The following is a 22,230-nucleotide window of genomic DNA, read 5'->3' as shown; positions in this document are numbered from 1 at the left end:
AACAGGTATCTTGACGTTCACCCAACCCCCTAAAGGGCATTTTGTTTTATAATCGCACTTTCCAAGCCACAACGATTTACCAATTGGATGCCCAGACCAGGGCGCACGTTTACCTCCATAATCTGTGGCCCTTTGGTCTTGTCGATTACCAGATCTATCCCTAAATAATCCAGTGGGAAGGCCTTTGAGGTTTTTACCGCCAGTTGTAACATTTCTTCCCAGAAAGGAATGGCCTTTTCATAAACGGTAGCGGGATTATCGGGATGATGGTTCCGGTATTGCCTGCCATCATAGACTTCGGTTAAGGTCCCTTTTTCCATATCTACCCCGATACCTACCCCTTTTTGGTGCAAGTTTGCCTTTCCATCAGATTTGGACGTAGGCATCCGCAACATGGCCATGATAGGGATATCCTTTAGGGTAATTATCCTAAAATCCGGTACACCTTCATCATAGATTTCAGCAAAAAAGGGATGTGGAACAATGCATTCCTCTATGAGGCAGCTATCTGTTGAACCCATAGAAAATATCCCTGTGACAATGCTGGTAATATGCTGAAATATTTGCATTTCGGAAAGTGATTTTCCACCGCTGACCCATTGCCCTTCGACAGATTTTTTTAGAATTTTGATGCCTTCGCCCCCGCATCCATTAGCTGGTTTAATGGCCATGGAAGTATAATTTTGACATGCCTCCCACTTCTTTTTGATATCGCTCACCTTGGTAATGACCGTATAGGTTTCGGCACACGCCAAATTGTTCTTATGCAACAGCTGCTTTGTTTTTACCTTATCATCGGCAAGGGTGTAATCCTTCCTGCGGTTGTGAGGGTAAATCAGTTTAATGTTTCTTTTGTTGAGCCCCATTACCCCGGTGGCATTCTGTATTTGAAAAAGTTTTCGCAACATCTTAGGACAGCTTAAAGGTTAATAAGGGTTTAAAACGAAGTATTTCGGTCCACCGCAAGCCTATATACCTTCCCAAAAGCATGGCCATGGCTATGATGACAAGAAGTATTTCCGGGAAAAGAATCAAGATAGAGGGCAGCCATTTACTGGATAGCATAAAGAAACAAAAGCTTACTGCAATAAGCGTTTGGAACAAGGTACCCGTAGCCTTATGAAAACCGTCCTCCACGATCAAAGTAGAAAAACGTTCAGCGGAAATGGTAAGAATAATGGTGGGAAAAAAGGTAAGGGACGTTAACCATCCAACTCCGGTAATTACGCCCAAGTAAGAGCCAACTGCCATAACCACCACCATAAGGGTAAGCGAAATCACAAGCTTAGGTGTGTGCAACAGGCCCATCTGGTTAAATGGTCTTGAGATAATCCCCACAAATAAGATCAAGAACATAAACAACAACATCCCCGTGGTAAAACCTGTCTCCAAAAGGGAAAACGCTATCAGTACAGGAAGGAACACGCCAAAGGTCCTAAGGCCTACCACATTCCGAAGAAAGGCTACAAGTAGCCCGCCTACAGGAAGCATGAGGAGGAGGAGCAGGGATTCCATTGAAATGAGCTTGCTTTCCACCAATCCCCACAAGGATATGGGCGATATGCTATTGAACTGGGAGGCACTGGTGCGTAGAAAGGGAATTTTGTTTTCTTTCTTTATCTCATAGCTATAATCGAACTGTAATCCAGGGCTGCGGGTAATAAGAAACTCATCGCCTTCGTACAATTCCAAATAATTGGCCGGTAAGTAGGCAAAGTGCCCGTTTAAGGCATCAAAGGGAATCCATTGTCCATTGATGTTGATCTCTGCCCAGACGTGCGAGGTACGCTTGTTGGATTCCTGCAAAATTATCCCCCCTTTGATCCGAGCAGGAAAACCCATGCCTCTCGCCAAGGCCACCAACAACCTACTTTTTCCACTACAGGAAGCCTTGTTCCGCTCCAACACGGTAAGCGCATCGGTAAGTGTGATTATGGGCGCGGAAGGTATTTCCCTTACAAAATTAAATAGGTTCTGAACTCTTTTCCTGTCCCAAGCGGTATCCTGGGTAAGACGAGCTGCCAAGGCTTTGAGTTTAGGATGATCCGACTGGATATATTTGCTCGGCGATAAATATTTGGAATGCGCTTTGACAGATCGGCCAAAGCTTTCGGGTAGCGCAAAGACCCTTGCCTTGCCTTCAAAGGTAAATTGATAGTCAATACTTTCATAACTATCTTTCTTAGCGGTCACCCAGACACCCTTGAGGTTGTTCTCATCCGCTTTCTTTTCAAATACCATGGTCCTGGCCATATCCTGGACCTCATGGGTAATTCTTTGCCTACTATTGTTCTTGGGCAAATACGTTTTTACCGATGTATGCCCATCATTGGTCTTGAAAAAGAATCTATAGGTTACCCTATACATCTCTTCAGCAAAAAAATCATCCAAATTTTGAGCTATCGGTACCGCTTTAAAGGTCAGTGAGACAAGGGCGATGCATAATATGGTTCCTATGGCAATTCTAAATTTTTGGGGCGTGTTCATAACGACTTATTTTTGTTATTTTTGATATGGAACAGGTGAAATAGGTTTCACCCAACCCCTGGTTTAAATTTTTTTTCGCCTCATGGAGCGCACTGACAGATCGGTTTGCAATCAGAAAGTATACAACCAGGTATTCGACCTAAATTCCGAAACCTTGCGAAACTATCTGTACTACCAATGTGGCGACCTGCAACAGGCCGAAGATTTGGTGCAAGAGGCCTTCATTAAACTTTGGAACAATTGTAAAAAGGTGATTTTTGAAAAGGCCAGGGGCTTTCTGTTTGCGGTGGCCAAAAACGCTTTTTATAATCAGGTAGCCCATAAAAAAGTGGTGCTGGAATACGCCAAATCCCGGCCACAAAAAAATTTGGACAATGAAACTCCCGAATATAAAATGGAGGAGGAAGAATTTATGTCGCAATTGCAAGCGGCCGTAGCCGCCTTGCCCGATGGACAACGTGAAGTTTTTTTACTGAACCGTTTGGACAAAAAGACCTATAAGGAAATGGCCGAAATGCTTGGAGTCTCACAGACCGCCATTGAAAAAAGAATGCAAAAGGCGTTGCAAAAACTAAGAAAGACCATTAAAAATATTTAAGAGGGGGTGGGGTGAATTCAAAGTAACCGGTTATCCTTATAGAAGTACCATACCATGTTCGAAGATAAAGACGAAACCATATTGGCACGTTGGCTGGCCGGAGAGCTCACTTCAGAGGAGCTAGCCGAGTTCGAGCAATCGGAAGAATTTAGGGAATATCAACAGATAGCCCGGGGTATGGAGTCTTTCAAAAAACCAGCATTTCATAAGGAACAACTACGCGATAAAGTACAAGGTAAACTGGATCATGGATCCAAAGGAAAAGTTAGGTATTTAAAGCCGTTGCTATATGTAAGTTCGGTTGCCGCATCCCTGTTGTTGGTCCTGGGCATTTTCTTTGACGAGGTAAGCTATACTACGGCTACAGGTCAACAGCTGTCAGCGGTACTCCCCGATGGGTCCCAAGTACAGCTCAATGCCCAATCCGTGCTTACCCACAAGCGTTTTTTTTGGAACAGCAATAAAAAGGTGAGCCTGAAGGGTGAGGCTTTCTTTTCTATAGAAAAGGGGGATGGTTTCTATGTGCAGACCACTTCGGGTACGGTTTCTGTATTGGGAACCCAGTTCAATATCAGGGCTAGAAAATCGACTTTCGAATTGGTCTGTTATGAAGGCAAGGTACAATTTGATGCCGTCTCAATCCAGGAAAAGGCCATCCTGATCGAAGGTGATGTGCTTCGCCTAGAGGCGGATCAACTGGAACGGGAAAGGACCGATTCGGAAAAACCGAGCTGGACTGGTGGCAAAAGCACCTTCAACAACAGTTTATTGATCCATGTTATCGAGGAGTTGGAAATTCAGTACGGCATCAAGATCCAGCACAGTTTGAGGGGCAATACCGACCATTTTACGGGTAGCTTTGTCCATGATGAGCTCGAGATTGCCCTGAAGAGCGTTTTTGTGCCTATGGGCATAGATTATGTACTGGCCCCGGACAAGAAAACAGTTGTACTTAAGTTGCCCTAATACCCAAAATGCCCATGAAAAAGTTGCTCCAATCCATAACACTGCTGTTTACTACTTTTGTCTTTTCCCAGGAAAACCTTACGGTGGCGTATGCGGACACCCCATTAAAACAAGTACTGCTAGATGTTCAGAACAAGACCGCCTTGTCCTTTTCCTATGCGGAAGAGGTCATCAAGGACAAAAAAATAAATTTTACCGGGTCGGACATTACAGCGGCGGTTTTGCTTGGTGCCCTCGCGGACCAGACCGGACTGGTGTTCGAAAAAATATCGGAAACCTTAGTAATCATTAGTGTCCCAGTGACCAAACTGGACGTTTGCGGTTATCTGTTCGACAGTGAAAGCAATACACCCCTGCCTTATGCCACAGTGTTGGTAAAGGGGACGTCCATGGGCACATCAACGGACGAAACGGGATTTTTTCAATTGGAGGATGTGGAGGAAGCGGCTAAGCTGATCATTCAATACGTGGGTTATGCCGACCAGACCGTGGAAGCCTCGGCCTACGGTACAACCAATTGTAAAAATATTTATCTACGGCCCAAAGCGCAATCGCTACAGGAAGTGGTGGTGCTGGGTTATTTAAATAAGGGGTTGGACAAGACTATGGATGGGTCCTTCATCCTAAAAAACACTTCTCTGGGTATCCTACCCGGACTGGTAGAACCCGATGTTTTCCAAAGCATACAAATGATCCCGGGCATTACCAGTTTGGATGAATCCGCTTCGGGTATACAGATACGGGGCGGATCACCCGATCAAAACCTGATTTATTTTGACGGAATAAAGATGTACAATACGGGCCATTTCTTCGGAATGATTTCTACCATAAACCCCTACGTGACCGAAAGTGTCAAAATTTACAAAGGTGGTGCCAGTCCCAAATACGGCGATCGCATTTCCGGGGTTATCGATATTAGTAGTGCCACTCAGGTACCGGATACGGTGTATGCGGGCATTGGGGTGAACGGCACGCATGCCGATGCCTTTTTAAAAACGCCTTTGGGCAAAAATGCAGGTTTGGTGCTTTCCGGCAGACGGTCGTATACCGATGCGCTACAGACCCCTACCTTTGATGCATTGGCCGAAAAGGTATTTCAGAATACCAAGATAGTGACCGATTTTGGTGGGCAAGTTGTGGAGGACGATGATGATGCCAGCGAAATTGTGGGGGACGAGAACTTCTTTTTTTACGATGCCAACGGGAAGCTCATTCTAGAACCTTCCAACAACGACCGCATCACAATAGGCGGACTTCTTACCAGAAACGACCTTGATTTTAGTTCCAGTGACGATGAAGACCTGACCCAAGACCTTTTGATCATTGAGAACCAAGGTGCCAGTTTTTCTTGGCAAGGCACCAGGTGGGGAAAATTTCAACATTCCCTAAAGGCTTACTATTCGCACTTTGACAGTGATTACAACAACACGGTATCCGAGGACCTGCTCGTTGAAGAGGAAAACCTGAGAAAGAACACGGTGGAGGACTATGGGATGGATTTAAATATCTCGTACGACTTTTTACCGCATCAAAACATTATGTTGGGCTACCAATATTCCAATTCCGATGTCTTCTTTCAATTGTTCCGTGACGAGGCGGGCGATGCAGATATTGAGCCCGGGGATGACGATGAAATTCCCTTACCCAGTGAAACCAGGGATTTCAATGAAATTCGGCAAAACGTAAATCAGGCCAATACGGTCTATGCGGAATACTGGTATCAACCGGCCAACAAAGGCTTTGTTAGCTTGGGGGCAAGGGCATCGCATTATTCGTTGGTGGACGATTTTTTTCTGGAACCCCGCCTAAACGTGGAGTATCCGATTACCGATAAGCTCAGGCTCAAAGTTACTGCCGAAAGAAGGTATCAACCCATCAGTCAGCTTATCGAGTTCGAGGACACACAACTGCGGTTAGAGAACAACATCTGGACCCTTTCTGACGGAAACGATATCCCTGTTTTGGAAAGCAGCCAGTTTTCCGGTGGCTTTTTACTCAACGTGGATGATTGGACCTTGGACATAGATGGATATTTTAAGAAAATCAAAGGGCTTACCTCCTTTACCAACGGGTTCACGAATGCCGCGGAAGAGCTGTCCCAAGGTGAGAGCGATATTGTGGGCTTGGATGTATTGCTACGAAAAAAAATAGGGAGCTACCGCATTTGGTTGGGGTATACCTTTAATGATGTGGAATACCGTTTTGAGGAGCTACAGAGCAATCCCTTTCCGGGGAATAACGACGTTACCCACAATTTCAGGATAGCAAACACTTATGAAACTGGAAACTGGCAGTTTTCCGTGGGGTGGAATTATCGCACCGGGCTTCCGTTTACGCCGGTAGATAGTTTCAGCACCATCACTGGCGATATAGATTTTGGTCCGGTAAACAGTGAGCGCCTACCAAATTATCATCGTTTGGATGCTTCATTGATCTACAAATTTGGCATCTCCACATCGGGTAGGACCAAGGCTACTTTTGGTGTCTCTTTGCAAAATGTTTATTCGAGGCAAGTTCCCATATCCATATTCTACAGGGTAGATCAAGACCCAAATACAGGATTGGACGAACTCAATCAAATAGAGCAATTGTCCCTTGGTTTTACGCCAAACGCTACCTTCAGATTGTATTTTTAACAACTGCTGGGTGAAATATTTCGATGTCGTTATTTTTCCATCCCCAAGTTAATGAGCTCCTGCTTGGTAAGGTACCGCCAGTGACCACGAGGCAGGTCTTTTTTGGTAAGTGGCCCATAGACTACACGGTCCAAACGTATCACCTCGTATCCCAAATGGTCAAAAATACGGCGTACAATACGGTTCTTTTGGCTTCTGATTTCTATGCCGACCTCCTTCTTGGGAGTATTTTCTATGTAACTTATCTCCTGGACCTTCACCGGACCATCGTCCAAAGTAAGCGTGTCCTGGATTTTTTTGAGGTCTTCACTCTTTAAATTCTTGTTCAATTCCACGTGGTAAATCTTTCTAAGCCCATTTTTGGCGTGTGTTAGGCTTTTTGCAAATTCCCCATCGTTGGTAAATAACAACAGACCGGTGGTGTTCTTGTCCAATTTGCCCACAGGGGACAACTTGGCCTTTGAAGCTTTTAAAATTAGCTGATTGGCACTTCGCTTCCCCCTTTCATCACTGGTGGTCGTAGCAAAGTCCTTGGGTTTGTTGAGAAGTACATAGGCCTTTTTTTCCGGGTTCAGCACCCGGCCATCGAACTTCACCGTATCGGTTAACTTTACCTTATACCCCATTTCGGTTACAGGCTTTCCATTCACCGTAACATTTCCCGCTGCGATATAGATATCGGCATCGCGCCGCGAACAAACCCCTGAATTGGCCAAATACCTATTAAGCCTTATCAGGTTGGGGTCCGATGCGGGCCTGGCAGTCGTAGATTCCTGGGGCTTGCCCTTGGAAGATATTCTCTTCCTATAATTTCCGCCCGAACCGGTTGACCGTTTTTTATCCTTGTTGTAGTCTGATTTGCCCATCTCCAATAATTTGCGCAAAGGTAGGGAAATGGATTTCCGCCCATGCAGATCGGCCCATAAATATTAGGTGTCGAAGTTCACCGTGGACTGTCGCTCCCTATTTACGGATAGTTTGGTAACATCTGGCCGGGAATAGTGTCCAACGGGGTCAAAATTCTGTCGTTCCTCATATACCCGGTCCAGGTTGAGACTCTGGAATATCAATCCCTCTTGGTGCAGTACGGGCTCCACGATCCACTCTCCGTTTGGCCCTGCGATGCAGGAGCCCCCGTTGGCCAGCGTTTTGGGTGCTTTCTTAAGGATCTTGTCCAGATGGGGGGTGTTTTCAGGGAAATCCTCCACACGCATCAGGGAAGAAACCGAAACCACGAAACTTCTGGATTCCCGGGCAATGAAGCGCGTTATATCCCTGGTATTGTGGTCATTTCCTGGCCAAACCGCCACGTGGAGATTTTCCCCCTGCCCGTATAGCGCGGTCCGGGGCAAGGGCATCCAATTTTCCCAGCAATTGAGTCCGCCTACCGTAAATTCCTTTAAGGAGTGTACCTGCAAACCATGGCCGTCTCCGGGTGCCCATGTTAGGCGCTCATCGTAGGTAGGCTGTAATTTTCGGTGGACCGATTTTATTTCGCCCTTCTCATTGATATATACCAAGGAGCAGTATAGGCTATGGCCCCCTCTGTTTTTGGCCCGTTCCATGAGACCCAGATAAATTGCCATTTTATGGGTCTTGGCGAGTTGAAGGATTCTTTCCAGCTCCCCTGCTTCGATCTGTATGGAATTGTGGGCATAGTGGGCATGGATTTCCTTGTTCACCTTTAGATCCCAAGAAGCCCCATCGGTCAAGGCCAGCCAAAAAGGATATCCCGGTAAAAGGGCCTCTCCAAAAACGACCAGATCCGCCTGCTGTGTCGCTGCTTCCTCCAAGGTATTTTCAATTTTTTGTAGGGTTGCCTCCTTATCCAACCAGACCGGAGCAATCTGGGCCATGGCCACCTTAAGTTCATTTTGCATTATAAAATTCTATTTAGGACGAGATCTATATCGATCAGTAAGATACTGAAGACCCCGACAACAATAATCAACTTTAAAATATTATGAAGCCAAACATAGTGCTTTTTCGCCTTGGATATCCATAACAAAATCATAAACAAGATCAATAAAAAAATACATCCAATAAAATAGATGTGCATATAACCCACATCAAAATTATAGATCAATAGCAAGGCAGGAGCCAAGGTAAGCAGCACCAAAATACTGACCAGTGTCTTGGACAGGGTAGCCCCGTACAGGATGGGAACCGTCTTGTAGTTTTGAGCCATGTCTCCTGCAATGTTTTCCAGATCTTTGATCATTTCACGGGCTAAAATCAATAAGAAAAGGAAGATGGCATGTACGAAAATGACCGTTTCAAAATTTTTGTAGTACACAAATACGGCAAAGAAAGGGGCAATCGCCAGGGTTGCCGAAACAAAATTTCCCACAAAAGGTATACGTTTCAGTTTATGGGAATAGAACCAAATACCAAAAATATAGGCCGAAAAGAACATGACCGCCCTAAAGGATACATAACTGGCAAAAAGGACGGACAAAAAATTAAGAATGAAATAGGTGGTGAGTTTGGTGCGCTGGCTTACCAACCTGTCCAACATACTCTTTCTGGGCTTGTTGATCAGATCTTTCTCCGCATCGTAGAAATTGTTGATGATATAGCCCCCGGCGATCACGAGCCCCGAAGCAATCACAATGGCCAATAGATTAAGGTCAAAAACTACTTTGCGCAAGGGGCGGTCGGGAGAAAGGATGTAGATCGATGCCAAGTACTGGGCCAGGGCGATCATTAGGATATTATACCCCCTAACAATAGAAAACAGGCTCAGGAACTTTAATAGTACCAGCTTGTCTTTTCTGCTAAGCATTATGGAACGGTTAGAAGTTATATACCACTTCTAAATTGTAGCCTTTGAGTGCGTTTTTTGCCTTGTCAATATCTTCGGTGAATCCCAAAATGTACCCGCCACCGCCTGAACCACATAGCTTCAGATAATAATCATTGGTGTCAATTCCCTGTTTCCACAACTTGTGAAACTCGGAGGGAATCATGGGCTTAAAATTGTCCAAGACCACATGGGACAATTGTTTAAGATTGCGAAAGAGGGATTTAACGTTGCCGTTGATAAAATCCTCTACACAGGCGTCGGTGTGTTTAATAAACTGATTCTTTATCATACTCCGGAAACCTTCCTGTTTCATATTGTCCATGAAAATCTGGACCATGGGAGCCGTTTCCCCAGTGATCCCACTGTCCAAAAGGAACACAGCCCCTTTACCTTCCAAATTCTGGGAAGGAATGCTTGTAGATTCAATGTTGTCCTTGGAATTGATAAGGATGGGCAGGCTCAAATAACTGTTCAAGGGGTCCAGACCCGAGGATTTTCCGTGAAAAAAGGATTCCATTTTTCCGAATATGGCCTTTAAGCTTAACAGTTTCTCCCGTGTAAGATTCTCTAGAACAGTAATCTTTTCCAAGGCGTACTTATCATAAATGGCTGCAACCAAAGCACCACTACTTCCTATACCGTACCCTTGGGGGATAGAACTGTCGAAATACATTCCGGAGGCAACATCCCTTTTTAAGGTGTCGAAATCGAAGCGCACCAATGCCGGTTCTTCTTGCTGTATTTTTTCCAGATAAGCCACAAAATTCTTTAAGGCCATATTGGACCGTAGCACATCCTCGGAGGTTTCCCCATCCGTTTTCAACGCCCCTTTAAAAAAATTATATGGAATGGAAAGTCCTTTGGAATCCTTGATAATGCCGTACTCCCCAAAGAGCAGGATTTTAGAATAAAATAAGGGTCCTTTCATCGTTTTGTATCTGATTTGGCTATGAAAAAACTGTGTATTGACAAGATCCTATATTGGTCAATACATTCCAAATTACAGTTTTTTGGCTCCAAAACCAATTCTATCGCAAATATACTGCCCGTTTTGACAATATGCAACCAACTCATCCTTAATAAATTGCAAAACTTGGTCTTTTTCGTTTTCCGGATAGAGCACATGCACGTTGGCTCCGGCATCGAGGGTGAAACAGACATGGGTCTTTGATGCATTCCGATATTCCCATATTTTATTAATGATCTCCAAGGTATTGGGTTTCATCAACATAAAATAGGGCATGCTACTCATCATCATCGCATGCAGGCTCAAGGCCTCGCTCTCTACCAAGCTGATAAATTCCACCAAATTCCCATCGATGAAAACAGGCTGCAGTGCCTTTAGGTTTTTCCCTGCTTGTTCAAATCGCTGCTTTGCGAAAGGGTGGTTGTGCATCAGGTCGTGTCCAAGGGTACTGCTTACTTGTTTTTCCCCTTCGTGCACTAATAAAATGGTATCGTGATACTGTTCAAAAACCGGGTGCACAGAGTAGGGGTATGGAATTCCATAGAGATCGGAACTGTTTTCAATGTCTTTATGCCGACCCCATTGTACAATACCACCTTTGATGCTCCTACATGCGCTTCCCGATCCCAATCGGGCCAAAAAAGAGGCCTTTCTATAAAAGAAATCCATCTCCATTTTGGGATCCAATTCCTTTTCCATATCCATAAGGCAAAGTGCCAGGGCTGCCATTCCACTAGCAGAGGATGCGATACCGCTACTATGGGGAAAGGAGTTGGACGTCTCTATGGTAAAATGGTATTTTCTTAAAAAGGGAAGGTAGTTCTCTACCCGGGACAGAAAGGTGCTTATTTTAGGTTTGAAACTTTCCTTGGGAGCCCCCTCAAATAACAGGTCAAAAGAAAAGTCGGGAGACTCCTTTTCTAATTTCGTATACTCCAACCTGGTTTCCGTACAGCTGGCCTGCAGTGTAAAGCTTACGGAAGGATTGGCCGGAATTTGGTTTTCCTTTTTTCCCCAATATTTTACCAAAGCGATGTTACTCGGGGCTTTCCAAACTGTACTCCCAGCTTCTTTTTCTTCGAGGTAGGCAGATGGAACAAAGTCTGTTTCCGTCATGAAGGCTGCAATTTCCACAAAGATAGTTTTTAAGGCCCTTTGCAGTAGTGCCAAAACAAATTAATTACTATTTTAGTTGACTTAGTCAAAAAAGTTGAGCAAGAAAGTCGTCAATATTGGTATCGCCGTAGGCATCTGTCTGCTAATCGGGTTTCTGTCCGGATTTGCAACGCAGAGTTCCGTCAACGATTGGTACATGACCCTTAACAAACCTAGCTTTAATCCGCCCAACTGGATTTTTGCCCCTGTGTGGACGGTGTTATATATCATGATGGGGATTGCAGCCGGTATTGTATGGGCCAAGGGGTTCCATCACATTTGGGTAAAGACCGCCTTGTATCATTTTGGCTTTCAACTATTGTTCAACGCCCTCTGGAGCATTGTCTTTTTTGGTTTCAAAAATCCATTCTGGGCGCTTCTCGTAATTCTGATACTGCTCCTTCTGATTTTGCTTACCATAAAATGGTTCAAAGTGGTCAGCAAAACGGCCGCTTATTTGCTCATTCCTTATTTTCTATGGGTCTGTTTTGCCACGATGTTGAATTACCGCATCTGGGAAATGAACTAGTTTCTGCTTATCATAACTGTTGCCTAAAAGTAGAAAGGGGATTTTTGACGCAAATCAATATATCATAGCTGTTTTGGTCATGGAATCATGTTATAAACCCATGCCAGTGTATGAACGGACCTATTTAACAAAAAAGAATCAAATTGTGTAATAGGCCAACAGATAAAATAATTTCACATAAATTTATTTGCTACCTTAAACCCATCAAAATTAACCTTTAGTTTACCAGTTCTATTATGGAAAAACACATTCTTGCCTTAGACCAGGGCACTACCAGTTGCAGAGCCGTTGTCTTTGATAAAAAAGGTGCCATTGTCTCAACCGCACAAAAAGAGTTTACCCAACATTTCCCAAAACCTGGATGGGTGGAACATGATGCCACTGAAATTTGGTCTACACAAGCTGCAATGGCCACCGAAGCGACCACCAAAAAAGGATTGAGTGGAACAGATATTGCGGCAATCGGTATAACCAACCAGCGCGAAACCGTGGTCGTATGGGACCGAACTACTGGAGAACCCGTTTATAACGCCATAGTATGGCAGGATAAAAGAACGGCGGATTTTTGCGAAGAACTGAAGCAACAAGGAAAGGCGGAATTGATTCGGGAGAAGACCGGACTTGTAATCGATGCGTATTTTTCCGGCACTAAGGCTAAATGGATATTGGACAATGTAGATGGAGCAAGACAACGGGCCGAGGCCGGGGAACTTGCCATGGGAACCATTGATTCTTGGCTTATTTGGAATTTTACCCATGGTGAGCTACATGTTACGGACGTCACCAATGCATGCAGAACACTGCTTTTCAATATAAACACCATGGCCTGGGACGATGAGCTCTTGGAACTCTTTTCCATTCCTAAAAGCATGCTACCCGAGGTGAAGCAATCCAGTGAGGTGTATGGGCACACCAAAGGCACGATTTTTGCCAGCAAAATTCCCATTGCCGGGATAGCAGGTGATCAGCAGGCGGCCCTTTTTGGACAGATGTGCACCAAGCCTGGAATGGTAAAAAACACCTATGGCACGGGCTGTTTTATGCTCATGAATATTGGGGAGAAGCCGCTTATATCAAAAAACAACCTGTTGACCACAGTGGCCTGGAAAATAGATGGAAAGACCCACTACGCCCTGGAGGGCAGTATTTTTGTTGCAGGGGCCGTGGTGCAATGGTTGCGTGATAGCTTAAAGATTATTGATAGTTCCCCGGACGTGGAAAAGCTGGCCGGTTCGGTAGATAGTTCGGAGGGGGTGTATTTTGTACCGGCCTTTGCGGGATTGGGCGCACCGCATTGGAATCAAAAGGCACAGGGGACCATTTTTGGATTGACCCGAGGTAGCACGGATGCCCATATTGCTAGGGCCGCATTGGAATCCATCGCCTATCAAACCATGGATATTTTATCGGCCATGGAGGCCGATTCGGGAATTTCTATCAAAGAACTTCGAGTAGATGGGGGCGCCACCGTCAATAATATGTTGATGCAGTTTCAATCCGATGTGCTCAATACCGTGACGGTTAGGCCCGAAGTCATTGAAACTACTGTTATGGGAGCGGCCTATTTGGCGGGATTGGCAGTCGGTTACTGGAATAGTATGGAGGAAATTCAACAAATATGGCAGACGGATATACATTTTAAACCTACGGCCGAAAGAAAAGCAATAGATGATGGAATCAAAGGTTGGTACAAGGCCGTTGACGCCCTCCAATACTGGACCAAAGAAAACATTTGATTTAAGATGACACCATTTATCGCCGAGATTATAGGGACCATGTTATTGATCCTTTTGGGCAACGGGGTAGTTGCCAACGTAATTTTAAAAGGTACCAAGGGCAACAACAGCGGTTGGATAGTGATTTGCACAGGTTGGGGACTTGCGGTTTACATAGGAGTCGTTGTAGCTGCTCCTTATAGCGGTGCCCATCTTAATCCTGCGGTGAGTATTGGTCTTGCTCTTGCAGGAAAGTTTGATTGGGCAAGCGTACCTTCCTTTGTATTGGCGCAGTTCATTGGAGCCATGATCGGAGCTACAGTTGTTTGGTTGATGCATAGGGATCATTTCAAAGCCACGGAGGAGGGAGACACCAAACGTGCCGTTTTTTGTACCGCTCCCGCCATTCGAAATCCAATCTTAAACCTGTTCAGTGAAGTTGTTGGCACCTTTGTATTGGTGTTTACCGTACTTTATTTTACCAATGCCAGTATAACGGATTCGGGATCCATAGTTGGTTTGGGCTCTTTGGGCGCACTCCCGGTAGCTTTTTTGGTTTGGGGAATTGGCCTGTCCCTGGGAGGCACCACAGGCTATGCCATAAACCCGGCAAGGGATTTAGGCCCCCGAATAATGCATGCACTTTTACCGATAAGCAAGAAAAGCATAAACGATTGGGGCTATTCCTGGATTCCTGTATTGGGACCGATCATTGGTGCGATAGCAGCTGCCATACTTATGTTGGCGCTATCCTAGGCCATTGGATTAATTCTTTGGATGGCTATCCTTTTGCCATGGACTTGGCAGCAATATAGGCCCCGGTCCAGGCATTTTGAAAATTGAATCCTCCCGTTATGGCGTCCACGTTCATTATCTCGCCCGCAAAATAAAGATGGGGAAATAGTTTACTTTCAAAAGTCTTGAAATCGATTTCTTTTAGATCCACCCCGCCAGCAGTAACGAATTCCTCCTTAAAGGTGCTTTTTCCCTCTACCGTGAAAATGGAAGCTGTGAGCTGATCGGCCAAACTTTGCAAATGCCGTTTGGAGATCTCTGCCCATTTCATTTGGTCCGGTATGCCCGACGCTTGGAGCAAACGGCTCCACAAGCGTCTGGGAACATCTACGGCGTTGGTCCTAAGTACCGTCTTTTTTGCCTCTACCTCCTTAATTTGCTTCAAGAGTTCCAGTACCGCTGTTTCGTGGTAGTCTGGTAGCCAATTTACCTTGATCTTAAATCTATATTTCCGTTCGTGCAAGGTCTTCGCCCCCCAAGCCGATAGTTTTAATACTGCCGGACCGCTCATACCCCAGTGTGTAATCAACAAAGGGCCCTCGGCGATCAACTTGAACAGCTGCTCCGCCTTGCTTTTAAGTTCCACGGTAATTTTTGAATCAAAGATTCGCTTGGGCAGCACTTCAACTTCTGCATAGGTGCTCACTCCCTGTATGCCACGAATTCTGTCATCATCAATATTAAAGGTGAATAGGGAAGGGACTGGGGGTTCTATGGTATGTCCCATTTTTTGGAGCAGGCCCCATATCTTGGGATTGCTCCCCGTTGCCAGCAGTACTTTTTTGGCAGTGTATGTTTTTCTAATGGAATGCACTTCCCAGGCACCTGTTGGATTTTCTTTGCTTGGCGCCAGAGGTCTGAGGTCCGTGACGGAACTGTTTCTAAACAGTTGCACGCCCTTTTTTTCCGCCTCGCCCACAAAAAAATCGATAATGGTCTGGGAGGCGTTGCTCGTTGGAAACATTCTACCATCCTCCTCTATTTTTAAGGGAACGTTCTTTTCCTCAAAAAAAGCCACCGTATCTGCACTTCCATGGGTATAAAAAGGCCCCAACAATTCCTTTTCCCCTCTGGGATAGTTCTTTACAAAGGCAGCGGGATCAAATTCAGCATAAGTAACATTGCACCTGCCACCACCGGAAACCTTTACCTTGCCCAGTACTTCCTTTCCCCTTTCCAAAATGGCAATTTTTTTTTGAGGTGCCATTTCCGCCAGATGCACGGCGGCATAAAAACCGGCCGCCCCACCTCCTATAATAATAACATCGAGCATTAGTTAATACGTTCCGGGTAGTTGGTTATGATACCATCTACAGCGAGTTGTTTTGCCTTTTGAATATCTTCTTCGGCATTCACCGTCCAGGTATATATTTTGAACCCCGACGCCTTGATCTTATCGGCGCTGACATGGTCCAATTGGTCAATATCGGGGTTAATGGCCTCGGCCGACAATTCCCGGGCAATGGGAATGGCCTTGGCGGGATCCTCTCCTTCTATCAGAATGGCAAGGACAACCTCTGGGTTGATTTGCCTCATTTTGCGCAGTTCCTCCCAGTTAAAACTGGAAATGATAAAGTGTTCCATGGTCCATCCGTTTCGGTTAATAAATTTCTCCATGATCCGTTGCACTCCTACAGCCGTATCATCGCCCTTGAGCTCTATATTCAAGAGAACGCTTTTATTGATCAGCTCCAATACCTCCGAAAGGGTCGGGATTTTATGATCCCCGATAAGGGTTAGCTGTTTTAGCTCCGCAAGGGTATAAGACTCTACAAGACCATGGCCATCAGTCAATCTGTCAACCGTGCTGTCATGGAAGACCACAATTTCTCCACTCTTGATTTTGAATACGTCTATTTCCATCATGTCCACTTCCAAATCGAGCGCTTTCTGGACAGAAGCCAATGTATTTTCCGTCTCGTGGCCCATGGCCCCTCTATGTCCTATTACCATCGGAACTGAATTTTGATCGGTACATGCAATTTGAACACCTACAACAACAAGAATAAGCCAATTTTTCATTCGTAAAACCATACTGCTAAAAATACAATATGATTTCGAGATTTATCAGTTTCCTTGGAAAAAGGTGAACAAAGCGTTCCATGAGCTATATTTGTTATATTTACATTATTTGGTGCATATTTTTGTGATATTTGTAAAAATTCTTTAATATATTTGCTTTTATAGTAACCAATTAATTACAAAACTATGTTTTCAAAATCTAATTTGCTGGCCACCTTGGCCGGTTTTGTCGTCATGTTTTTGCTTGGCTATGCCATTTGGGGAGTTGCTACCGCCGATTTTTTCGAAGGGCATACCATAAACAATGTTATGAAGGACCAACCGGATATGTTGATGATTGCCATTAGCAATCTCATCGCCGTTTTCGCACTCAGCACCCTTTATGGAAAGTGGGCAAGGGGCCATCACAGTGCCAAGGAAGGTTTTCAATTTGGCGCCTGGATCGGCGTCTTTGCCGGACTTGGTCTTGGACTTCTTTGGTACGCCACCTCGGACATTTTTGATATGACGGGGCAATTGGTAAACGGTGTTATAGAAATTGTTTTCTATGGCATTATAGGAGTGGTTATTGCTTTGGTATATAAAGCAACAGCTGCTAAGGAGAAGTCAGCCTAAACCTAGGTATTGAATGGGCGAGTCTTGTCCGGATATCCTATCCCTTTAGGATTTGCTCATTCATTTTAAATCATAAAATCTTACTGCACAAGTTTGAAGATAACGGATTCCAAGGCTGCCATTTCCACATGCATCCTTCCAATTCCCCCCTCCACGGTAAGTTGTACCTTTCTTGTATTATAGAGTTGATCGGATAGTTCGTAAGAGCCGTCTCCCAAACCCCATTTTGTGAGGACTTCATTTGGGATTTTAAGTTCGAATGCATACGCTTCACGGGCATCAAAATTGGAAACGACCACCAATTTTTCATTCGGGGACCATCGTACATAGGAGAGCACTCTGTGGTTGTAGTTTTCCGTATGTTCCCGATTGTAATAATGGATGTCCTGATATTCTCCCATCAAGGCAGCGCTGTTTATCGTGAAGTTCAACAGCCGTTTATAGAAATCCCTAAGTTTTTTTTCCTTTTCGGAAAGCTGTCCCCCGTCAAAATTTTTATCGTTCATCCAGCGTTGATGGTGTGGTACCCCGGTATAATCGAAAATCGAAGTACGGCTGGGTTTTCCAAAACCAGCGTCCTCTGCCCCCGGTTCCCCTACCTCCTGTCCAAAATAGATCATAGTGGGAGCCGTGCTAATTGTAGCAGAAACCACCATTGCCGGTCTGCCCCTTTCAGCATCTCCTGCAAATTCGAGGCTGGCAATACGTTGTTCATCGTGGTTTTCCAAGAAATGGAGCATATGGTGTTCAATATCGGCCAAACCCTGCTGTACTATGGGCAAATGATCTGTCCAACCATGCCCTTGCATAATGTGTTTTATAGAGTCATAGAGTTCCACTTTATCGTAGAGGTAGTCCATTTTTCCCTTTTGTATATAGTCCCTGTACAGGTGAGGTTGATATACTTCGGCCAACAAAAAGGCATCCGGGTTCTTCATTTTGATGTTGGAGTTCATATAGCTCCAGAATTCCACGGGTACCATTTCGGCCATATCAAAACGAAAGCCATCCACTCCCATATCTAACCAGTAGAGCGCAATATCCTTAAACTTCACCCAGGAATCGGGTACGCTCTTGGATTGCCAAAATTCATAATGTGCTTTATGGTCCTTATCCCTAAAACTTTCCGGCAGTTCATCAAAATCCAACGACCCATCGGGGCGCACACCGTAGTTTATCCGCACCGTTTCGTACCAATCATTGAAATGGGGCTGGGCCAGGCGCGAACCGTTCCCGGTCCATTTCGCCGGATTTTCCTCAAATTTTCCATCTGCATCCTTGCGGGCCTCCCCCCCCAAGGGCGCATAGCCATGCTGCCATTGGGGTACACGAAAAGCTTCGTTGGGCACATAGTAGAAATTGTTGTCGCGTTTGTATTCCACGGACCGGTTATCCTCCGCACCAAAGGGCAATATTCCCTCTGGACTGGACTTGCCCTCGTAATTTCTTGCCACGTGGTTCGGAACAATATCAATCAACAATTTTAGACCTGCCCGGTGGGTACGATCAATCAGTGCTTTAAATTCCTCCAATCGATTTGCCGGATTTTCCGCCAGGTCGGGATTTACGTTGTAATAATCTTTTACCGCATAAGGTGATCCTGCGCGTCCCTTAACAATATCAGGATCGTCGTTCGAAATACCATAAGCGCTATAATCCGTTATCACGGCGTGATGGGGCACCCCGGTATACCAAATATGCGTCACCCCTAGTGCTTTGATTTCCTCCAATGCCTTGCTGCTAAAATCGCCAAATTTCCCAACGCCGTTCTCTTCTATCGTGCCCCAGGGTTTGTTACTCGTATTGGTGTTTCCAAAGAGTCTGGTAAAAACTTGATAGACCACCTGTTTTTTAGCACTTTTTTCGGTCCCTTCCATTGATGCACCTGCTTTTTTTTCCGATTTACACCCGATTAAAAATAAAACAACCAGTAAACCATACCATTTGGACCTACACATGGGTTATGGTCGTTGTCTTAGCAGGATCTATTGCTACCCGCTTGCCATTGACACGAATGGACATTTCTTCCTTTCCCTCCAATTCAAAACTTGTTTGTTCATTGGTGACCGTCACCTTGAGGATCCTATTCCTAAAGTTGATCTTAAAGGAATAAGCCTTCCACTGAGCTGGGATTTTCGGGGCAAAGGACAATTTGTCCTCCCGGATACGCATACCTCCGAAACCTTCAACGATACTCATCCAGGTACCGGCCATGGAAGTAATATGCAAGCCTTCTTCCACCTCTTTGTTATAATCGTCCAAATCCAATCGGGAGGTGCGAAGATAAAATTTGTACGCCTGCTCCATACGGCCCAGTTTTGCCGCTTGGATACTGTGCACGCAAGGCGACAGGGAAGACTCATGAACCGTAAAGGGTTCATAAAAATCAAAGTGTCGTTCCAGTTCCTCCGTGCTAAAGTGGTCCTCAAAGAGATAAAATCCTTGCAGTGTATCGGCCTGCTTAATATAGGGCGAGCGCAAGATCCTGTCCCAGCTCCATTTTTGATTTATGGGACGCTGCGTTCTGTCCAGATCTGCCACGGTAATGAGTTCTTTGTCCAAAAAACCGTCTTGTTGTAAGAAAATATCGTGCTCTTCAGAATACGGAAAATACATATTGGAGGCTGTTTCGATCCACTGGTCAGTTTCTTGATCGGTCAATTGGGTAAGGCCAATTATTCGGCTGTAATCCTCCGGATAGCCATCCTTCACTTTTTGCAGTTGTTCCATGGTATACTCCATGCACCACTTGGCCAGATAATTGGTATACCAATTGTTGTTCACGTTATTTTCGTACTCGTTGGGTCCGGTGACGCCCAAGATCACATACTTGTTCTTGGGTTTGGAAAAGGTGGCTCTTTGGTGCCAGAAGCGGGCAATTCCGATCAGCACCTCCAAGCCCATTTCAGGGATATAGGTATAGTCTCCTGTATACCTATAGTAATTGTAAATGGCAAAGGCTATGGCACCGTTACGATGTATTTCCTCAAAAGTAATTTCCCATTCGTTATGGCATTCCTCACCGTTCATGGTTACCATGGGATATAAGGCCGCGCCATTGCTGAAGCCTAATTTTTTTGCATTCTCTATGGCCTTCTCCAAATGATTGTACCTATACTTTAGGAGGTTTCTAGCCACTTGTTGGTCTTTCGTCGCCATGTAAAAGGGGATACAATAAGCCTCAGTGTCCCAATAGGTGCTACCCCCGTATTTTTCTCCGGTGAACCCTTTTGGTCCAATGTTCAATCGGGAATCCCGCCCTAGATAGGTATGGTTCAATTGAAGAATGTTAAAACGAATCCCTTGTTGCGCCTTCACATCGCCTTCAATGGTGATATCGCTCATTTCCCAAATACTTGCCCAAGCTTCCCTCTGTTTATCCAAAAGGGCTTCGAAGCCAATATTGGTGGCTTTTTGCAACACTTCCTTCGCAGCATGGATCAGCTTGTCGGGCTGATGATTTGTGGAAACCGTGTATCCGCCAAACTTGTAGAGCACCAAGGTTTCTCCCTTAGCTGCATGGTGTTGGTAGCTCAACCTCACCCTCATATCGGTGGAACTTGCCGAAGCTTGGGTACCAACCGGCTCACCATCATAGGTTAGGAAGGATTCCATAAAAGTGCAGGTGGCAAAATTGGTCTTCATGGTATGGGCCTCAATAAAGGCCTGTTGTCCCTCTGCCACCACATTGGTGGTATTCCAGAACTTGTCGTCCCAATTGGTATCCTCATTGGTAATCCCGCTGTCCAGGTAGGGATTAAATTTAATGTCTACCCCTGAACCCATAGGAGTAACTTCATATTTAATGGCCCCTACCTCATCGATATCAAGACTAAGAAATCTGGTTATCTTGACTCCAATTTCCACATCATTGGCCAGAGTTGCTACAAAGCTTCGCTGGTACCAACCTTCCTTCATGTTGAGTTCTCTCTTAAAATGGGCTACCTTTTTGCAGGTGTTAAGGTCCAATGCCAAATCGTTTACGAACACATCTATCCCTATCCAATTGGGGGCGTTCAAGACCTTGGCAAAATATTCCGGGTAGCCGTTCTTCCACCAACCTACACGGGTTTTGTCCGGGTAATATACCCCGGCAATATAACTACCTTGGAAAGTAGGGCCCGAATACTGTTCTTCAAAATTGGCCCTTTGGCCCATGGCTCCGTTGCCTATACTGAATAAGCTTTCGGAGGATTTTACCTGCTCCTTATCAAATCCTTCCTCAATAATGGACCATTCATTCGGTTTAATATAATCCTGATTCATTTTGTTCTGATTAGTTGTTCAATAAATTCCAAATCGATCTCGGTAAAATCCTTGAAGTTGTACTTTGCCTGGGATAAAACATCCTGTTCCCCTATCCCAATGCTGGTCATCCCGGCTCTATTGGCCGCTTCTATTCCTGCTACAGCATCTTCAAATACCACACAGTTTCCTGGGGCCACCTTGAGCATTTGGGAAGCAATCAAAAAAACTTCGGGGTCCGGTTTTGCTTTGGTAACCTGTTTTCCATCAACGATTGCATCAAAATAAGGCAATAACTTTACCTTTTCCAAAATAGGTCTTGCATTTTTGCTCGCCGACCCTAGGGCCATAGGGATATTTTTCTCCTTTAAGAAATGTAGTATCTTGGGTACATCGGGAAGGATTTCCGATTCATCCATCTTTTCGATATACGTTAAGTAGTCCTCGTTCTTCTCTATCAACCAGGCATCAAATTGCTGTTGGGAGACGGTGATTTCTCCCAGTTCCAATAAAATCTCCAAACATCTTCTACGGCTTACCCCTTTGAAGCGTTCGTTCTGTTCTTCCGTGAATTCGAAGCCCAATTGATCGGCCAATTTTTTCCAGGCCAAGTAGTGATATTTAGCGGTGTCCACGATGACACCATCCAAATCGAATATGAATCCGGATTCATTCATGTGCTATGGTTTGTTAG

General features: G+C 45.0%; 19 protein-coding genes. 7 read left to right on the top strand and 12 right to left on the bottom strand.

Annotated features, from left to right (window positions below; genetic code table 11):
• Nucleotides 1-29: 29 nt before the first annotated feature.
• Both ACRD67_RS17470 and ACRD67_RS17465 read right to left on the bottom strand, forming a co-directional pair.
• On the bottom strand, nucleotides 30-908 hold the full coding sequence (locus tag ACRD67_RS17470) for a sugar-transfer associated ATP-grasp domain-containing protein (RefSeq protein WP_430968514.1): 879 nt from the start codon (nucleotides 906-908) through the stop codon (nucleotides 30-32).
• Between the two features lies 1 nt (nucleotide 909).
• Nucleotides 910-2,487: a 7TM domain-containing protein gene (locus tag ACRD67_RS17465; RefSeq protein WP_430968513.1), complete on the bottom strand. Its 1,578-nt coding sequence runs from the start codon at nucleotides 2,485-2,487 to the stop codon at nucleotides 910-912.
• Between the two features lie 82 nt (nucleotides 2,488-2,569).
• Here ACRD67_RS17465 and ACRD67_RS17460 point away from each other — a divergent pair, with 82 nt between their 5' ends.
• The 3 genes from ACRD67_RS17460 to ACRD67_RS17450 are packed head-to-tail and all read left to right on the top strand — an operon-like array spanning nucleotide 2,570 to nucleotide 6,687.
• Nucleotides 2,570-3,085, top strand: a complete 516-nt coding sequence (locus tag ACRD67_RS17460; protein ID WP_430968512.1) for an RNA polymerase sigma factor — start codon at nucleotides 2,570-2,572, stop codon at nucleotides 3,083-3,085.
• A gap of 54 nt (nucleotides 3,086-3,139) precedes the next feature.
• The gene (locus ACRD67_RS17455; protein ID WP_430968511.1) at nucleotides 3,140-4,051 is read left to right on the top strand and encodes a FecR family protein; all 912 of its coding nucleotides are present in this window, start codon (nucleotides 3,140-3,142) and stop codon (nucleotides 4,049-4,051) included.
• Nucleotides 4,052-4,065: 14 nt separating this feature from the next.
• Nucleotides 4,066-6,687 carry a TonB-dependent receptor gene (locus ACRD67_RS17450; RefSeq protein ID WP_430968510.1) on the top strand — a complete coding sequence of 874 codons (2,622 nt, stop codon included), beginning with the start codon at nucleotides 4,066-4,068 and terminating at the stop codon, nucleotides 6,685-6,687.
• 29 nt (nucleotides 6,688-6,716) lie between these two features.
• Here the strand turns inward: ACRD67_RS17450 and ACRD67_RS17445 are convergent, their stop codons facing one another.
• The 5 genes from ACRD67_RS17445 to ACRD67_RS17425 form a co-directional block, all read right to left on the bottom strand.
• Nucleotides 6,717-7,553, bottom strand: coding sequence for a pseudouridine synthase (locus tag ACRD67_RS17445; protein ID WP_430968509.1), 837 nt, complete (start codon nucleotides 7,551-7,553; stop codon nucleotides 6,717-6,719).
• Between the two features lie 63 nt (nucleotides 7,554-7,616).
• On the bottom strand, nucleotides 7,617-8,567 hold the full coding sequence (locus ACRD67_RS17440) for a carbon-nitrogen hydrolase family protein (RefSeq protein ID WP_430968508.1): 951 nt from the start codon (nucleotides 8,565-8,567) through the stop codon (nucleotides 7,617-7,619).
• Nucleotides 8,567-9,472 (bottom strand): geranylgeranylglycerol-phosphate geranylgeranyltransferase, encoded by a 906-nt coding sequence (locus tag ACRD67_RS17435; protein WP_430968507.1) that lies wholly within the window; start codon nucleotides 9,470-9,472, stop codon nucleotides 8,567-8,569. The genes ACRD67_RS17440 and ACRD67_RS17435 overlap by 1 nt, the downstream gene beginning before the upstream one ends.
• A 10-nt stretch (nucleotides 9,473-9,482) precedes the next feature.
• The gene (locus ACRD67_RS17430; protein ID WP_430968506.1) at nucleotides 9,483-10,421 is read right to left on the bottom strand and encodes a mevalonate kinase family protein; all 939 of its coding nucleotides are present in this window, start codon (nucleotides 10,419-10,421) and stop codon (nucleotides 9,483-9,485) included.
• A gap of 72 nt (nucleotides 10,422-10,493) precedes the next feature.
• Entirely contained in the window at nucleotides 10,494-11,576 is a 1,083-nt protein-coding gene (locus ACRD67_RS17425; RefSeq protein WP_430968681.1) for a diphosphomevalonate decarboxylase, read from the bottom strand.
• Between the two features lie 94 nt (nucleotides 11,577-11,670).
• Between ACRD67_RS17425 and ACRD67_RS17420 the strand changes: the two genes are divergently transcribed.
• From ACRD67_RS17420 to ACRD67_RS17410, 3 genes are all read left to right on the top strand, one after another.
• Nucleotides 11,671-12,144 (top strand): TspO/MBR family protein, encoded by a 474-nt coding sequence (locus ACRD67_RS17420; protein ID WP_430968505.1) that lies wholly within the window; start codon nucleotides 11,671-11,673, stop codon nucleotides 12,142-12,144.
• Nucleotides 12,145-12,380: 236 nt separating this feature from the next.
• Nucleotides 12,381-13,880 carry a glycerol kinase GlpK gene (glpK, locus tag ACRD67_RS17415; protein ID WP_430968504.1) on the top strand — a complete coding sequence of 500 codons (1,500 nt, stop codon included), beginning with the start codon at nucleotides 12,381-12,383 and terminating at the stop codon, nucleotides 13,878-13,880.
• Between the two features lie 6 nt (nucleotides 13,881-13,886).
• Nucleotides 13,887-14,615 carry an MIP/aquaporin family protein gene (locus ACRD67_RS17410; RefSeq protein ID WP_430968503.1) on the top strand — a complete coding sequence of 243 codons (729 nt, stop codon included), beginning with the start codon at nucleotides 13,887-13,889 and terminating at the stop codon, nucleotides 14,613-14,615.
• Between the two features lie 25 nt (nucleotides 14,616-14,640).
• On the opposite strand, the gene ACRD67_RS17405 is transcribed toward ACRD67_RS17410, so the two are convergent.
• Both ACRD67_RS17405 and ACRD67_RS17400 read right to left on the bottom strand, forming a co-directional pair.
• Nucleotides 14,641-15,927, bottom strand: a complete 1,287-nt coding sequence (locus ACRD67_RS17405) for a BaiN/RdsA family NAD(P)/FAD-dependent oxidoreductase (RefSeq protein ID WP_430968502.1) — start codon at nucleotides 15,925-15,927, stop codon at nucleotides 14,641-14,643.
• Nucleotides 15,927-16,607, bottom strand: a complete 681-nt coding sequence (locus ACRD67_RS17400; protein WP_430968501.1) for a glycerophosphodiester phosphodiesterase — start codon at nucleotides 16,605-16,607, stop codon at nucleotides 15,927-15,929. The genes ACRD67_RS17405 and ACRD67_RS17400 overlap by 1 nt, the downstream gene beginning before the upstream one ends.
• Nucleotides 16,608-16,862: 255 nt before the next feature.
• Between ACRD67_RS17400 and ACRD67_RS17395 the strand changes: the two genes are divergently transcribed.
• Nucleotides 16,863-17,291, top strand: coding sequence for a hypothetical protein (locus ACRD67_RS17395; RefSeq protein WP_430968500.1), 429 nt, complete (start codon nucleotides 16,863-16,865; stop codon nucleotides 17,289-17,291).
• 80 nt (nucleotides 17,292-17,371) lie between these two features.
• Here ACRD67_RS17395 and ACRD67_RS17390 read toward each other — a convergent pair whose 3' ends face one another.
• From ACRD67_RS17390 to pgmB, 3 genes are all read right to left on the bottom strand, one after another.
• Nucleotides 17,372-19,168: an alpha-amylase family protein gene (locus ACRD67_RS17390; protein ID WP_430968499.1), complete on the bottom strand. Its 1,797-nt coding sequence runs from the start codon at nucleotides 19,166-19,168 to the stop codon at nucleotides 17,372-17,374.
• Nucleotides 19,169-19,241: 73 nt separating this feature from the next.
• Nucleotides 19,242-21,557, bottom strand: a complete 2,316-nt coding sequence (locus tag ACRD67_RS17385; RefSeq protein ID WP_430968498.1) for a glycoside hydrolase family 65 protein — start codon at nucleotides 21,555-21,557, stop codon at nucleotides 19,242-19,244.
• A complete protein-coding gene (gene pgmB / locus ACRD67_RS17380) occupies nucleotides 21,554-22,213 on the bottom strand; it encodes a beta-phosphoglucomutase (RefSeq protein WP_430968497.1) in 660 nt (219 codons plus the stop codon). The genes ACRD67_RS17385 and pgmB overlap by 4 nt, the downstream gene beginning before the upstream one ends.
• Nucleotides 22,214-22,230 lie beyond the last annotated feature (17 nt).

It is taken from the genome of Eudoraea algarum, assembly GCF_050589645.1.
In the GTDB taxonomy this organism is placed as follows: domain Bacteria; phylum Bacteroidota; class Bacteroidia; order Flavobacteriales; family Flavobacteriaceae; genus JBNGOQ01.
This window is presented reverse-complemented; position numbering and strand designations above follow the sequence as displayed.

Coding starts and splice junctions, on each gene's coding strand:
- ACRD67_RS17410 (WP_430968503.1), top strand. CDS start 13,887: ATGACACCATTTATCGCCGAGATTATAGGGACCATGTTATTGATCCTT.
- ACRD67_RS17450 (WP_430968510.1), top strand. CDS start 4,066: ATGAAAAAGTTGCTCCAATCCATAACACTGCTGTTTACTACTTTTGTC.
- ACRD67_RS17390 (WP_430968499.1), bottom strand. CDS start 19,168: ATGGAAGGGACCGAAAAAAGTGCTAAAAAACAGGTGGTCTATCAAGTT.
- ACRD67_RS17440 (WP_430968508.1), bottom strand. CDS start 8,567: ATGCAAAATGAACTTAAGGTGGCCATGGCCCAGATTGCTCCGGTCTGG.
- ACRD67_RS17425 (WP_430968681.1), bottom strand. CDS start 11,576: ATGACGGAAACAGACTTTGTTCCATCTGCCTACCTCGAAGAAAAAGAA.
- ACRD67_RS17430 (WP_430968506.1), bottom strand. CDS start 10,421: ATGAAAGGACCCTTATTTTATTCTAAAATCCTGCTCTTTGGGGAGTAC.
- ACRD67_RS17445 (WP_430968509.1), bottom strand. CDS start 7,553: ATGGGCAAATCAGACTACAACAAGGATAAAAAACGGTCAACCGGTTCG.
- ACRD67_RS17435 (WP_430968507.1), bottom strand. CDS start 9,472: ATGCTTAGCAGAAAAGACAAGCTGGTACTATTAAAGTTCCTGAGCCTG.
- ACRD67_RS17385 (WP_430968498.1), bottom strand. CDS start 21,557: ATGAATCAGGATTATATTAAACCGAATGAATGGTCCATTATTGAGGAA.
- glpK (WP_430968504.1), top strand. CDS start 12,381: ATGGAAAAACACATTCTTGCCTTAGACCAGGGCACTACCAGTTGCAGA.
- ACRD67_RS17405 (WP_430968502.1), bottom strand. CDS start 15,927: ATGCTCGATGTTATTATTATAGGAGGTGGGGCGGCCGGTTTTTATGCC.
- ACRD67_RS17400 (WP_430968501.1), bottom strand. CDS start 16,607: ATGGTAATAGGACATAGAGGGGCCATGGGCCACGAGACGGAAAATACA.
- ACRD67_RS17395 (WP_430968500.1), top strand. CDS start 16,863: ATGTTTTCAAAATCTAATTTGCTGGCCACCTTGGCCGGTTTTGTCGTC.
- ACRD67_RS17460 (WP_430968512.1), top strand. CDS start 2,570: ATGGAGCGCACTGACAGATCGGTTTGCAATCAGAAAGTATACAACCAG.
- ACRD67_RS17455 (WP_430968511.1), top strand. CDS start 3,140: ATGTTCGAAGATAAAGACGAAACCATATTGGCACGTTGGCTGGCCGGA.
- pgmB (WP_430968497.1), bottom strand. CDS start 22,213: ATGAATGAATCCGGATTCATATTCGATTTGGATGGTGTCATCGTGGAC.
- ACRD67_RS17465 (WP_430968513.1), bottom strand. CDS start 2,487: ATGAACACGCCCCAAAAATTTAGAATTGCCATAGGAACCATATTATGC.
- ACRD67_RS17470 (WP_430968514.1), bottom strand. CDS start 908: ATGTTGCGAAAACTTTTTCAAATACAGAATGCCACCGGGGTAATGGGG.